The sequence below is a fragment of the Acidovorax sp. sif0632 genome (genome assembly GCF_019218805.1).
Lineage (GTDB): Bacteria > Pseudomonadota > Gammaproteobacteria > Burkholderiales > Burkholderiaceae_C > Acidovorax > Acidovorax facilis.
This window is the reverse complement of record NZ_JAHUWW010000001.1, coordinates 409,582-423,635: the sequence shown is the minus strand read 5'-3', so window position 1 is coordinate 423,635 and position 14,054 is coordinate 409,582. Positions and strand designations below refer to the sequence as shown.

Genomic DNA, 14,054 nt, shown 5'->3' with positions numbered 1-14,054 from the left:
CGGCGGCTTCGCGGGGGCCCCACTCCAAAGATTGTTTGACTGCCCATGGCCACCACCGCCGCTACCGATCCCCAGCCCATCGCGTTCAAGGTGCTCACCGTAAACGTGCACAAGGGATTTACCACCTTCAACCGGCGTTTCATGCTTCATGAGCTGCGGGATGCCGTGCGGGATGTGGCAGCCGATCTGGTGTTTCTGCAGGAGGTGCTGGGCACGCACCACCGCCATGCCAGCCGGTTCGCCAACTTTCCGCAGGTGCCGCACTACGAGTTTCTGGCGGACACCATCTGGTCGCAATACGCCTACGGGCGCAACGCGGTGTATGACAACGGCGACCACGGCAATGCGCTGTTGTCCAAGTTTCCGATCACACACTACGAGAACCACGATATCTCCATCAGCGGGCCCGAGCGGCGCGGCATGCTGCATTGCGTGTTGCAGCCGCCGGGCCACCACCTGCCGGTGCATGCGGTCTGCGTGCACCTGGGCCTGCAGGAATCCCATCGACAGCGGCAGCTGCTGCGTGTGTGCGATCTGCTGCGCAGCTTCCCAGCCAACGAGCCCGTGGTGCTGGCGGGGGATTTCAACGACTGGCGCAACCGCGCGCACGACATCCTGCACCGGGAAGCGGGCCTGCAAGAGGTGTTTGTGCAGGCCTTTGGCCGTGCGGTGCGCACGTTTCCAGCCTCCATGCCGCTGCTGGCGCTGGACCGCATCTACGTGCGCAACGCCGCTGTGCATGCGCCGCTGTCACTGCCCAAAAAACCCTGGGACAAGCTCTCGGACCATGCCCCTTTGGCGGCGGAGATCCTGCTATGAAGCGCCCTGCTTTCAGCCTGCCACGCTCATCCCGCTGGGTTCCGGGCAACCACTTCGAGTTGCTGGAAAACGGCGAGGAGTTCTTCCCGCGTGTGTTCAACGCCATTGCCCAGGCCCGGCGCGAGGTGATGCTGGAGACCTTCATCCTGTTCGAGGACAAGATCGGGCAGGAACTGCATGCAGCCCTGCTGGCCGCAGCGCAGCGCGGGGTAGAGGTGCATGTGCTGGTGGACGGGTTTGGCTCGCCCGATCTGTCGGACCAGTTTGTGGGCAGCCTGGTGGATGCAGGTGTGCGCTTTCGGATTTTTGACCCGGGCCGTCGCTTCCTCGGGCAGCGGCTGAACGTGCTGCGCCGCATGCACCGCAAGATCGTGGTGGTGGACGGCCAGCTGGGTTTCATCGGCGGCATCAACTATTCAGCCGACCACATGGCCGACTTCGGCCCCGAGGCCAAACAGGACTACGCCGTGCAGGTGCGCGGCCCGGTCGTGGCGCAGATGCACCGCTTCACGCGCGAGGCGGTGCTGGACCGCAGCGCGCACCAACGCCCCCACGCCACAGACATTACCGGCCGCCCCCACGCAGGCACAGCCAACGCCATGTTTGTGACGCGCGACAACCAGCAGCACACCAGCGACATTGAGCGCCAGTACCGCGTGGCCCTGCGCGCGGCGCGCAGCCGGGTGGTGATTGCCAATGCCTACTTCTTCCCGGGCTACCGCTTCATCCGCGAGATGCGGCGGGCCGCCAAGCGGGGCGTGGACGTGCGGCTGATCCTGCAAGGCCAGCCCGACATGCCCATCGTGAAGACGGCAGCCAGCCTGCTGTACGACCACCTGCAACGCGCGGGCGTGCGGGTGTACGAATACTGCGACCGCCCGCTGCACGGCAAGGTGGCGCTGGTGGATGAGGACTGGTCCACCGTGGGCTCCAGCAACCTCGACCCGTTGAGCCTGTCGCTGAACCTGGAGGCCAACGTGATCATCCAGGACCGCGCCTTCAACGCCCACCTGCACCGCCGCCTGTCGCACCTGATGGACACCAGTTGCAAGCAGATCGAAGCTGCAGCGCCCAGCCATTGGAATGGACTGCGTCTGCTGCGCAGCTATGCGGTGTACCACCTGATGCGCTGGTTCCCGGCGTGGGCAGGCTGGCTGCCCCACCACGAGCCCACGATCACGCTGGCCAGCCCGGGCACGTCGTCGGCCGAGCCCGCCAGCAGCGCGGCCACCTGACGGCGCCCCGGAGCCCCCGCCATGGCCACCTCCACACTGCCCGCGGACACCCAGACGGGCACCTCCGACGCCATGGCATCACCTGCCCCCAGCAGCACCAGTAGCAGCAGCCCACGCGGCTGGCGCCACTGGCCGGAGCAGGCCTGGTGGCCATGGGTCACCCGAGGGTTCGCTGCCGCTTTTTTTGCGGTGGTGGCCGGGCTGATCTTTCGGCAGGCGCGCACCGTGGACTGGCCCGCGGTGCTGCAGGCGCTTCGCGACCTGCCCACCACCGCATTGGCCGTGGGCGGTGCGCTGGCGCTGCTGAGCCACTTCACCTACGGCAGCTTTGACTGGGTGGGCCGCCATTGCAGCGGCCACCGCTTGACGCGCACCACCACGCTGGCCATCGCCATGACGAGCTACCCGTTCACGCTCAACCTGGGCTCGCTGATTGGCGGCGTGGGCGTGCGCTACCGGCTGTATGACCGGCGTGGCGTGGACCCCGGCACGATCGGTCAGGTGGTGGGCACCAGCATCGTGACGAACTGGGTGGGTTACCTGTTGCTGGCGGGCGTGCTGGCGTGGACGTGGCAGCCGCCTGCGGTCGCGGGGTGGGCCGTGACGCCGTGGCAATGGCGCCTGGGCGGCACCGTGCTGGGTTGTCTCCCGTTGGCCTATGTGGCTGTGTGCGCATTGCGCAGCGGGCGGGCGCTAACGTTGCGAGGACACGAATTTCCGCTGCCGCACTGGCCCGTGGCGCTGTGGCAAGTGGCCGTGTCGGCCGCCAACTGGATGCTGATGGGCGCCGCGCTATGGACGGTGCTGCAACACCAGGTGAGCTACCCTGCCGCGCTGGCCACCGTGTTGCTGGGGGCGGTGGCCGGGCTGGTGCTGCGCGTGCCTGCGGGCCTGGGTGTGCTGGAGGCCGTGGGCGTGGCGCTGCTGGCCACCCAGGCGCTGGGGCAGGAAGAAGTGCTGGCGGCCCTGCTGGCCTACCGGGCGCTGTATTACTTTGGGCCACTGGTGCTCGCGGCCATAGCCTTTGGTGTGGCAGAGCTGCGCTGGCGCCAGCAGTCGGGCAGCGATGATGAAGTTCCAACAGCTCGAAAAATATGATTCAAAAGTGCCTCTGTCGCTTATCCATAAATCGCTAGAAGCTATTGATTTGATAGCTTTTTAGGCACACGGCTCCACACCCCATGCACGCCAGGGCTTCCGTGGGTGGCGAGCACCCCGTATCATCGCTGCCCCACGCCATTGCAACCCGCCCGATCGACACGGGCCCGCAAGAACATGATCCGACTCTCCGAAATCCGGCTGCCCTTCACCGTGGCCGAAGCCCCCGAGGCGCCCCTGCGCGCCGCTGCCTCGCAAATCCTGGGCCTGGCGGACACCGACATCGCCCAACTGCACGTCTTCAAGCGCAGCTTTGATGCGCGCAAGGCCGACCTGCTGGCGGTCTACATCGTGGACATCACCCTCGCGCAGCCCGCGCGCGAAGCCGCCCTCCTGGCCCAGTTTGCGGGCAACCCGCACATCCAGCCCACGCCCGACATGGCCTGGCACCCCGTGGGCCAGGCGCCTGCCGAGCTGCCCTTGCGCCCCGTGGTGGTGGGCTTTGGCCCCTGCGGCATTTTTGCTGCGCTGGTGCTGGCGCAGATGGGCTTCAAGCCCATCGTGCTGGAGCGCGGCAAGACCGTGCGCGAGCGTACCAAAGACACCTGGGGCCTGTGGCGCAAGCGTGAGCTGCACGCCGAAAGCAACGTGCAGTTTGGCGAGGGCGGCGCCGGCACGTTCAGCGACGGCAAGCTCTACAGCCAGATCAAGGACCCGCGCCACCTGGGCCGCAAGGTGATGAACGAGTTCGTCAAAGCTGGTGCGCCCGAAGAAATCCTGTATGTCGCCCACCCGCACATCGGTACCTTCAAGCTGGTGAAGGTGGTGGAAAACCTGCGCGAACAGATCATTGCGCTGGGCGGCGAGATCCGCTTTGAGCAGCGCGTGACGGACGTGATCATCGAAGGCACAGGCGGTGCGCGCTACCTGCGCGGCCTGAAGGTGCTGAACCAGGCCACGGGCGAGACGACTGAGCTGCGCGCCGACCACGTGGTGATGGCGCTGGGCCACAGCTCGCGCGACACCTTTGCCATGCTGTACCAGCGTGGCGTGGCCATGGAGGCCAAGCCTTTTTCCATCGGTTTCCGCATCGAGCACCCGCAGGGCGTGATCGACCGCGCCCGCTGGGGCCGCCACGCAGGCCACCCGCTGCTGGGCGCAGCCGACTACAAGCTGGTGCACCACGCCGCCAACGGCCGCGCGGTGTACAGCTTTTGCATGTGCCCCGGTGGCACGGTGGTGGCCGCTACCAGCGAACCCCACCGCGTGGTGACCAACGGCATGAGCCAGTATTCGCGCAACGAGCGCAATGCCAATGCGGGCATGGTGGTGGGCATCGACCCCCGCGATTACCCGCAGGACGCGCAGGCGTTTGAAACCCACCTGGGCCAGACCTACGGCGTGGAGGCCCTGCCCGCCGGGCAGTTCCACCCCCTGTCGGGCAGCGTGCTGCAGCGCCAGCTCGAATCCAACGCATTTGTGCTGGGCGGGCGCGACTACAGCGCGCCGGGCCAGCTGGTGGGGGAGTTCATCGCGGGCAAGCCATCTACGCAGCTGGGTGAAGTGGAGCCCTCGTACAAGCCCGGCGTGCTTCTCACCGACCTGCACGCCGCCCTGCCCGGCTACGCGATCGCGGCGCTGCGCGAGGCGCTGCCCGCGTTCGGCCGCAAGATCAAGGGCTTTGACATGCACGACGCGGTGCTGACGGGCGTGGAGACGCGCACCTCATCGCCCCTGAAGATCGGGCGTGGCGAGAACCTGCAAAGCCTGAACACGCCGGGCCTGTACCCGGCGGGCGAAGGTGCCAGCTACGCGGGCGGCATTCTGTCGGCGGGCGTGGATGGCATCAAGGTGGGTGAGGCGGTGGCGCGCAGCCTGCTGGGCATTGCCGCGTGATGTGGTCCTCCAAACGGCCGCCATTCGCAGCGGCCACGCTGGCCATGGCCGCCGTGGTGCTGGCGTCCAACATCCTTGTGCAGTTCCCCATCAACAACTGGCTCACCTGGGGTGCCATCACTTACCCGGTGGCCTTTCTGGTGAGCGAGCTGGTCAACCGCGCCCACGGCCCGCAGCAGGCGCGGCGGGTGGCGTGGGTGGGGTTTGGGGTGGCGGTGGCCGCCTCGCTGGTGTTGGCGCCTGCGCGCATTGCCATCGCGTCGGGCGCAGCCTTTCTGCTCTCGCAATGGCTGGACATTGCCGTGTTCGACCGCCTGCGCCACGGCGTCTGGTGGCGCGCGCCGCTGGTGGCCACGCTGCTGACGGCCATGCTGGACACGGCCGTGTTCTGGAGCATTGCGTTTGGGGGCACCAGCGACCCGTGGATCACCTGGGCACTGGGTGACCTCGCGGTGAAGCTGGGGCTGGGCGTGGCGCTGCTGCTGCCGTTTCGCCTGCTCATCGGCAGCCGACTGGCTTCGCCCCGCCGCACGGCCTGAGCCGCGCGGCGCCCCTCTGCTTTTCGCTTCTTACTTGCGCTGCAGGAAGTCCACGGCCAGTGCGGCCAGGCTGCGTGCGCCGGTCGGCAGCTGGTCTTCGTCGATGTCGAACAGCGCGGAGTGGTTGGGTGGCGCCTTGGCAAATTCCTTGCCCTTGGGCGGTGCGCCCAGGAAGTAGAAGAAACCGGGCACGACCTTCTGGAACTCCGAGAAGTCCTCCGAGCCCGCCACCTTGGGGATCACCATGGTCTTGCCGCCCATGGCCAGGTTCAGCGCGGGCAGCGACGCCTGCGTGAGTTGCGCAGGGTTGGTGGTCACGGGGTAGGCCACGGGGCCAAAACGCACGCTGGCCTTGGCGCCGCTGGCAGCAGCGATTGACTCGGCCGTGGTGGTGATGCGCTTGAGTGCTTCCTGGCGCATGTCTTCGTCAAACGTGCGCAGCGTGCCCATCATCTCCACCTTGTCGGGGATGATGTTGTAGCGGGTGCCGCCCTGGATCTGGCCGATGGTGACCACGGCCGGTTCCTGGCTGATGTTGAGCTGGCGGCTCACCACGGTCTGCAGGCCCATCACCACCTGGCTGGCGGCCACGATGGGGTCGATGGTGGCCCAGGGTGAGGAGCCATGACCACCCCGCCCTTCCACATGGATGGTGATGTTGTCCGACCCGGCCATCAGCGGGCCGCTGCGGTAGCCCACCACGCCGCCGGGCAGGTTGGAGGTGATGTGCAGGCCGTAGATGGCCTGCACATCCTTGAGCGCACCGGCTTCGATCATGGCCTTGGCGCCGAAGCTGGGCACCTTGCCGTTGGCATCGGCCTCCACGGGCGCGCCCTCTTCTGCGGGCTGGAAGATGAACTTCACCGTGCCGGGCAGCTGGGCCTTCATGCCCGCCAGCACCTCGGCCGCGCCCATCAGCATGGCAGTGTGGGCGTCGTGGCCACAGGCGTGCATCACGGGCACTTCCTTGCCCAGGTAGGTGGCCTTGGCTTTGCTCGCAAAGGGCAGGCCGGTGTTCTCCAGCACAGGCAGCGCGTCCATGTCAGCGCGCAGGGCCACCACCTTGCCGGGCAGGCCGCCCTTGAGCGTGCCCACAACGCCCGTGCCGCCCACGCCGGTCTGCACTTCCATGCCCAGCTTCTTGAGGTGCTCGGCCACGAGCTTGGCGGTGCGCACTTCCTGGCCTGAGAGTTCGGGGTGGGCATGGATGTCGCGGCGCCAGCTGACCATCTTGGGCGCCACGGCGCTCACCGCGGCGTCGATGGTCTGCAGGCCCGCGGCATCCAGCGCCTGGGCCTGGGCCGAAGAGACAAAAGTCAGCCCGCTGGCGACGAGGCTGGCGGCAATCGCGATGGCAGAGAGGGGTTTGTGCATGGGCAGATCCGTAGGGAGTGAACAGCCACGAGGGCCTGGGTGGGGAAGCGAAAAGCACGTTCATGCTAAAAGCGCACGCTGCCTTCATGACAAGCGAAAATCGCCATACACAGAGCCAATATCGCCATGCCACCGTCACCTTCGTCCTTGCCTTCGGCGCCGCCCAAGCCCCCGGTGTTCCGCGTGGACATCCCGCTGCTGCCCGAATCGGCCGCAGGCAGTGCCCTGCAGCTCATCGACCTGCTGCGCGGCGCCAACCTGCTGGCCAGCCAGCGGCTGGGTGCACAAGCACCCCGCCTTGCCTGGCGCCTGCTGGACGCCGAGGGCCTGCCCCTGGCACCCTTGCCGAGCCCCCTGGCAGCCTACACATTGCCAGATGACAAGGATGCGGCACTGGCCCCCACCCGGGCGCTGTTCATCCCTTCGTTCCACGCGCCGGACATCCCGGCCATCCGTGCCGTGGCAGCCCGCCACCAGGCGCTGTCACGCCAGCTGGGCATTGCGCTGGACGCAGGGCAAAAGCTGCTCACCATGGGCAATGGCGCCTGGCTGGCGGCGCAAAGCGGGCGGCTGAATGGGCGCCAGGCCTGCCTGCCCTGGTTCTACATCGCGGGGTTTGAACGGGACTTCCCGGGCATCGGCCACAGCCTGGGCCAGGACCTGTCGGACGACGGCCCCTGGCTGAGCTGCGCACTGCCCAGCAACGTGAACCTGCTGGCCATTGCCCTGGTGCGCCAGGCGCTGGGGCCGGAGCTGGCTGCCGCCTGCGAGACCGTGATGACCCCCGACCACCAGCGCGCCCGCGCGGCGCTGCAGGCCAACGCACAGCAGCACATACCCGCCACGCGCGACAGCACACTCGCCCGCGCCATTGCCTGGATGGAGGCGCACCTGGACCAGCCTTACTCGCTGGACCGGCTGGCCGAGGCCGCATCGGTGAGCACGCGCACCCTGCTGCGGCATTTCCAGCAGGAGCTGTCGCAGTCGCCGCTGGACCACCTGCACGGCCTGCGCTGCGCGCGTGCCCGGGTGATGCTGGAGGTGACGCTGGAAAGCGTGCCCAGCATTGCCGTGGCCTGCGGCTACGCCGACCCGGCGGCGTTCCGGCGCATCTTTGTGCGCTACACCGGCATGGCCCCGGCCGAGTACCGCAAGCGCCATGCGCTGCGTGCGCCACGGCGGCGCTGGCGGGTGGAGGTGAAGTAGAGCGGTACGCCCCTGCCCTGCCCTGCCCTGCCCTGCCCTGCCCTGCCCTGCCCTGCCCTGCCCTGCCCTGCCCTGCCCTGCCCTGCCCAGCTCAGCGCAGCGCGTTGCCAGCGGGCAGGCGGAACGCCTCCACCAGCTCGGCCAGTTGCTGCGCCTGAACCCGTAGGCCCTGCGCGGCGGCGGACGATTCTTCCACCAGCGCGGCGTTCTGCTGCGTCATCTGGTCGAGCTGCGAGACCGCCTCGCCCACCTGGCTCAGGCCCGTGGTCTGCTCACGCGCAGCCGTGCTGATCTCGCCAATGATGGTGGCCACCTGCTGCACCGAGTTCACGATCTCGCCCATGGTGCCGCCCGCTGCATGGACCAGCTTGGTGCCTTCGTCCACCTGCCGCACGCTGTCGCTGATGAGGCCCCCAATCTCCTTGGCCGCCGTGGCCGAACGCTGGGCCAGGCTGCGCACCTCGCTGGCCACCACCGCAAAGCCCCGCCCCTGCTCACCGGCACGGGCCGCTTCCACGGCCGCGTTCAGCGCCAGGATATTGGTCTGGAACGCAATGCCATCGATCACGCTGGTGATGTCGGCAATGCGGCGCGACGACAGCGCGATGCCATCCATGGTGCCCACCACGCGGTCCACTGCCTCGCGCCCGCGCTGGGCAACGCTGCTGGCACCGGTGGCCAGGGTGCTGGCCTGCGCTGCGGCGTCGGCGCTGTGGCGCACGGTGGCCAGGAGTTCTTCCATGCTGGCGGCGATTTCTTCCAAATTGGAAGCCGTGTGCTCGGTGCGGGCCGACAGGTCGCTGTTGCCCGCCGCGATCTCGCTGCTGGCACCGGCCACCGAGGTGCTGGCCTGGCGCATGCCCACCACCAGTTCCGCCAGCCGCGCCTGCATACCCCCCAGGCGCGCCAGCAGGGCCTGCAGTTCGTCGCGGCTGCCCGCCTGCGGCGCGGGCACGGGGGAGGTGAGGTCGCCCTCGGCAATGCGGTCGGTCACCTCGGACGCATGGGCCAGCGGCTGCAGGATGGAGCGCGACAGCAGCCAGGCGCAGGCCAGGCTCAGCAGAAGCCCCACCAGCGAGCCTGCGGCCAGCAGCGTGATGCCCTGGCTCTCGCTGCGGGCGGCAGCCTCGCGGGCCTCGGCCACACGCTGGCGCTGGTACTCGGCCAGCTTGTTCACCGAGGCGGCATAGGCATCGGCCGCAGGCCGAAGCTGGTTGGCAATGGCGTCGGGGGGCAGGGCCTCGCCCGCCTTGCGGCGCTTGACAAGGTCGTCCCGCACCGTGCGAAAACCGTTGCCTGCCTTGTCGATGGCATCGAACAAGGCCTGGGATTCCGGGTCTGCCGCCAGCTCGTCCAGGCGCTTGCGCACTTCGGACGAACGGGCCGACGTGGTTTTGCGGTCCGCGTCGATGCGCGCCGCGTAGGCGGGGTTGTCGATCTCCAGCAGCGTTTCGGCACGTGCGGAACTCAGCACCACGATGGCGTGCAGCTCACGCGCCAGCAGCGCGCGCTCGGACGATGCGCCGCCCAGGTCGTCGGCAATGTCCTGCAGCCCCGCCAGCCGCCAGATACCGACGGCGGCCGAGAGCGACATGACCAGACAGACAACGCCAAAGGCCAGGGCCAGGCGGACCGCAACACGTGCGTGGGAGATGGACATAAGGTGTTCTCGTGGGAATAAGGATCGGCAACCCGCTGCTGCCCGCACGGCATGCGGAATTGGGTTTCCACTGGTTATCGACAAAAGGTTACAAACCCTTGAGCCGCCCCACAAGGCCGACAACCCACCCAGAAACAAAAAGGCCGCCGCAGGGGCAACCCCTGCAGCGGCCTTCAAGGGCCAGGTTGAACCGGATCAGCCTTGCTGCTGCGCGTTCTGCAGCGCAGCAATGCGCTCTTCGATGGGCGGGTGGGTGCTGAACAGCTTGCCAATGCCACCGGCAATGCCCATGGCGGCCATGCTCTTGGGGAGCTCGGCCGGGTGCATGCCACCCAGGCGGGCCAGGGCATTGATCATGGGCTGGCGGCGGCCCATCAGTTGCGCCGCGCCTGCATCGGCACGGAACTCGCGCTGGCGGCTGAACCAGGCGACGATCATCGCGGCCACAAAGCCCAGCAGGATGTCGAGCACGATGGTGGTCACGTAGTAGCCGATGCCGGGGCCCGAGCTGCTCTCGTCGTTCTTGCGCAGAAAGCTGTCGACCGCATAGCCGATCACCCGCGACAGGAACACCACAAAGGTGTTCATCACGCCCTGGATCAGCGTCATGGTGACCATGTCACCGTTGGCGATGTGGGCCACCTCGTGGCCGATCACGGCCTCGACCTCTTCACGCGTCATGCCTTGCAGCAGGCCGGTGGACACCGCCACCAGGGCCGAGTTCTTGAACGCGCCCGTGGCAAACGCATTGGGGTCGCCTTCGAAGATGCCGACTTCAGGCATGCCGATCTTGGCTTCGGTGGCGAACTTGCGCACGGTCTCGACGATCCAGCGCTCGTCGGGCGAGCCGGAGCCGTCGATCACGCGCACGCCCGAGGTCCACTTGGCCATGGGCTTGCTGATGAGCAGCGAGATGATGGCGCCGCCAAAGCCCATGACGAGCGCAAAGCCCAGCAGCGCGCCCAGGTTGAGCCCGTTGGCCGTGAGGTAGCGGTTGACGCCCAGCAGGCTGGCCACCACCCCCAGCACGACAACGACGGCCAGGTTGGTCATCACAAACAAAAGGATCCGCTTCATGGAATGGTTTCTCCGTGGGGTAAACAACAACAAGTGTTTGCTGGCTCAGATGGGGGCCGGGTGCTGCGCTTCAAGCACCAAACACCCGCTGCTGGGGCCACTGCACGCCCCTGGCAGCCCCATGGCCGCGATTTCATCGCGCTATGGTAGGTGCAAACCCGCGCACAGGCCTTATCACACAAGCGTTGACGGGAATTAGCCCCCTGACACAGCCCGGGGCCGGCGGAACACCTGGGTGTCGGCATAAAAGTCCGGCGTCTCGTTAGGGGGCCACCAGCCGGGTACGCCCAGCACGGGCAGCGGGGTGAAGGGCTTGGCAGACCACGGCTGCGGCTGAATTTCCTGCGCCAGCCAAGCATCCAAAATTGCTATTGATTCAATAGCTACTGGCGCCTGATACACATGCGCCACCATGGGTTTTCGAGGGATAACCAGCTTTTCAAGCAGCGCGTGCCCGAACACCACCAGCCGGGCCTGCCCCCACAGCGGGCGCAGGTCGATGAACAGGCGCTGCCAGTCTCGCACCCTGAGCGCGGCCCACAGCACGGGCGGCGCTTGCAGTACGGCGCCGTTCTCGTCAAACACCGTGAGCGCATCGCGCAAGGGCCCGCGCACAGCCTGCACACCATCGGCGGCGATGGCCCGGGCCTGCAGCTCGTTCAGGCGCCGCTTGGTGTGCGGAAACTGTTGCCAGACCAGGCCGTTGAAGAAGTCGTGCAGGTTGTCGCGCGTGGGCACCCTGTGGGTGTCCCAGATGTACTGCTCGTAGGCCGTGCCTTCAGGCAGCTCGGACTGGGGCACAAAACCCACCGGCAACGCTGGCGGCGCTGCGGCCTGCAACGCCCGGTGCACTGCAGGATCGTGCTGCAGCTGCTGCGCCACGGGCGGGCCCAGATTGCGCCACGGCGCCAGCCAGGGGACGCTCCAGTCGATGGCGTCGAAGGCTTCGCTTACACCAGCCGCCACGGCAGGGCTTCACCAGCGCGCAGGGGCTTGAGTTCGGCTTCGCCAAACGCAAAGCTGTCGGGCGGTGTCCACGACTCGCGGCGCAGGGTGATGGTGCCGGTGTTGCGCGGCAGGTTGTAGAAGTCGGGGCCGTGGAAGCTGGCAAAGCCTTCGAGCTGGTCGAGTGCACCGGCGTTGTCGAACGCCTCGGCATACATCTCAATGGCGGCGTGGGCGGTGTAGCAGCCCGCGCAGCCGGTGGCGTGCTCCTTGAGGTGCGCAGGGTGCGGCGCGCTGTCGGTGCCCAGGAAGAACTTGCTGCTGCCGCTGGTGGCAGCCTGCACCAGAGCCACGCGGTGCGTTTCGCGCTTGAGCACGGGCAGGCAGTAGTAGTGGGGGCGCACGCCGCCCACAAAGATGGCGTTGCGGTTGTACAGCAGGTGGTGCGCGGTGATGGTGGCGGCAGTGAAGCGGTCGGACTGGGCCACGTAGTCGGCAGCGTCTTTGGTGGTGATGTGCTCGAAGACGATCTTCAGCTCAGGGAAGTCGCGGCGCAGCGGGATGAGCTGCTGCTCGATGAACACGGCCTCGCGGTCGAACAGGTCGATGTCGCTGCTGGTCACTTCGCCGTGCACCAAGAGCAGCATGCCTGCCTTCTGCATGGCTTCGAGCGTCTTGTAGGTCTTGCGCAGGTCGGTCACGCCCGCATCGCTGTTGGTGGTGGCACCGGCGGGGTAGAGCTTGCAGGCTACTACGCCTGCGGCCTTGGCACGCACGATTTCTTCCGGCGGCAGGTTGTCGGTCAGGTACAGCGTCATCAGCGGCTCAAAGCTCATGCCTGCGGGCACGGCGGCCAGGATGCGCTGCTTGTAGGCCATGGCCTGCTCGGCCGTGGTAACCGGCGGGCGCAGGTTGGGCATGATGATCGCGCGGCCGAACTGGGCGGCGGTGTGGGGCACGACGGTGTGCAGGGGCTCGCCGTCGCGCACGTGCAAGTGCCAGTCGTCGGGGCGGGTGATGGTGAGGGTGGTGGGCGCGGTGGGGGTGTGGAGTGCGGCTGTCATGGGCAGCATTGTCCCATCGGCTTATCAACTATTGTTTTGATAGCTGCCAGTGCTTATCCAATAAGCGCTAGCAGCCAAAAACACTCAAAATTCAGAGCAACACCGCGTCATTCGGCGGTGATGCCTGCCTTGCGCACCACGTCGCCAAACTTCACCAGGCGCTCTGCCATCATCTTTTCGAACGCGACGGGTGGCATCTCTTCGGGCACGATCACGCCGCGCTCCTTGAGGTTCGTCACCATGGCGGGCGATGTGGCAACCTGACGCACGGCTTTGTACAGCGTCTGCACCACCGCTTCAGGCGTGCCCGCGGGCGCGGCCAAGCCCGTCCATGAGGTGAGGTTCAGCTCGGGGTGACCGACCTCGGCCATGGTGGGCACATCGGGCAGCTGGGGCAGGCGCTGGTCGGCCGCTACGGCCAGGGCGCGCACCTTGCCCGCCTGGATGTGCGGCAGCATGATGACCAGGTTGTCGAGGATGAACTGCACCTCGTTGCCCAGCACGCCCGTGATCAGCGGCGTGCCACCCCGGTAAGGAATGTGCGTGGTGAACACGCCCGTGGAGACCTTGAGCATTTCCACGTTGAGCTGGCCCATGCTGCCCACGCCACCGCTGCCGTAGTTGAGCTTGCCGGGGTTCTTCTTGGCGTAGTCGATGAACTCCTTAAAGGTCTTGAAAGGCAGGCTGCTGTGCACCACCAGGGCGTTGGGCTGGCGGCCCAGGATGGCGATGTTTTCAAAATCCTTGACGGGGTCGTAGCCAATCTTGGGCTGGGTGAGCGGGTTGGCCAGGTGGCTGCTTTGCGACGACACCACCAGGGTGTAGCCATCGGCCTTGGAGCGCGCCACATACTGCGCGCCCACCGAGCCACCCGCGCCGGCGCGGTTTTCCACCACGATGGGCACGCCCAGCACGCGCGACAGCGGCTCGGAATACTGGCGCGCCATGATGTCCACCGACCCACCGGGTGGGAACGGCACCACGAGCGTGATCGGGCGCGAAGGGAACTTGTCTTGTGCCATGGCGGGCAGCGCGGCCAGGCCGGCAAGGCCCAGTCCGGTAGTCAGAAGGTGGCGGCGGGAAGGTGTGGTGTTCATGGCGGTCAAAGAACTCAAGAAACAGGTTGAAAAGATACGGAAAG

General features: G+C 67.1%; 12 protein-coding genes. 6 read left to right on the top strand and 6 right to left on the bottom strand.

The window, feature by feature from the left end; translation table 11 throughout:
- Positions 1–45 precede the first annotated feature (45 nt).
- The 5 genes from KW832_RS01920 (at position 46) to KW832_RS01900 (ending at position 5,587) form a co-directional block, all read left to right on the top strand.
- The gene (locus KW832_RS01920; RefSeq protein ID WP_121507563.1) at positions 46–819 is read left to right on the top strand and encodes an endonuclease/exonuclease/phosphatase family protein; all 774 of its coding nucleotides are present in this window, start codon (positions 46–48) and stop codon (positions 817–819) included.
- Positions 816–2,054, top strand: coding sequence for a cardiolipin synthase ClsB (gene clsB / locus KW832_RS01915; RefSeq protein WP_218298830.1), 1,239 nt, complete (start codon positions 816–818; stop codon positions 2,052–2,054). The genes KW832_RS01920 and clsB overlap by 4 nt, the downstream gene beginning before the upstream one ends.
- Positions 2,055–2,075: 21 nt before the next feature.
- A complete protein-coding gene (locus KW832_RS01910; protein ID WP_218298831.1) occupies positions 2,076–3,152 on the top strand; it encodes a lysylphosphatidylglycerol synthase domain-containing protein in 1,077 nt (358 codons plus the stop codon).
- A gap of 177 nt (positions 3,153–3,329) precedes the next feature.
- On the top strand, positions 3,330–5,048 hold the full coding sequence (locus tag KW832_RS01905) for an NAD(P)/FAD-dependent oxidoreductase (protein WP_218298832.1): 1,719 nt from the start codon (positions 3,330–3,332) through the stop codon (positions 5,046–5,048).
- Positions 5,048–5,587 carry a VUT family protein gene (locus KW832_RS01900; protein WP_218298833.1) on the top strand — a complete coding sequence of 180 codons (540 nt, stop codon included), beginning with the start codon at positions 5,048–5,050 and terminating at the stop codon, positions 5,585–5,587. Before KW832_RS01905 ends, KW832_RS01900 begins: the two co-directional genes overlap by 1 nt.
- Positions 5,588–5,617: 30 nt before the next feature.
- Here KW832_RS01900 and KW832_RS01895 read toward each other — a convergent pair whose 3' ends face one another.
- Positions 5,618–6,961, bottom strand: a complete 1,344-nt coding sequence (locus KW832_RS01895) for an amidohydrolase (RefSeq protein WP_218298834.1) — start codon at positions 6,959–6,961, stop codon at positions 5,618–5,620.
- Between the two features lie 126 nt (positions 6,962–7,087).
- On the opposite strand from KW832_RS01895, the gene KW832_RS01890 reads away from it, so the two are divergent.
- Positions 7,088–8,167, top strand: a complete 1,080-nt coding sequence (locus KW832_RS01890; protein WP_218298835.1) for a GlxA family transcriptional regulator — start codon at positions 7,088–7,090, stop codon at positions 8,165–8,167.
- Positions 8,168–8,258: 91 nt separating this feature from the next.
- On the opposite strand, the gene KW832_RS01885 is transcribed toward KW832_RS01890, so the two are convergent.
- The 5 genes from KW832_RS01885 to KW832_RS01865 form a co-directional block, all read right to left on the bottom strand.
- Entirely contained in the window at positions 8,259–9,827 is a 1,569-nt protein-coding gene (locus KW832_RS01885; RefSeq protein WP_121422284.1) for a methyl-accepting chemotaxis protein, read from the bottom strand.
- A gap of 195 nt (positions 9,828–10,022) precedes the next feature.
- Positions 10,023–10,904, bottom strand: a complete 882-nt coding sequence (gene htpX, locus KW832_RS01880) for a protease HtpX (RefSeq protein ID WP_010462430.1) — start codon at positions 10,902–10,904, stop codon at positions 10,023–10,025.
- Between the two features lie 195 nt (positions 10,905–11,099).
- Positions 11,100–11,870, bottom strand: coding sequence for a DUF3025 domain-containing protein (locus KW832_RS01875; protein ID WP_218298836.1), 771 nt, complete (start codon positions 11,868–11,870; stop codon positions 11,100–11,102).
- On the bottom strand, positions 11,855–12,922 hold the full coding sequence (gene pyrC / locus KW832_RS01870; RefSeq protein ID WP_370628607.1) for a dihydroorotase: 1,068 nt from the start codon (positions 12,920–12,922) through the stop codon (positions 11,855–11,857). The genes KW832_RS01875 and pyrC overlap by 16 nt, the downstream gene beginning before the upstream one ends.
- Before the next feature lie 98 nt (positions 12,923–13,020).
- A complete protein-coding gene (locus KW832_RS01865) occupies positions 13,021–14,010 on the bottom strand; it encodes a tripartite tricarboxylate transporter substrate binding protein (protein WP_218298838.1) in 990 nt (329 codons plus the stop codon).
- Between the last annotated feature and the right edge of the window lie 44 nt (positions 14,011–14,054).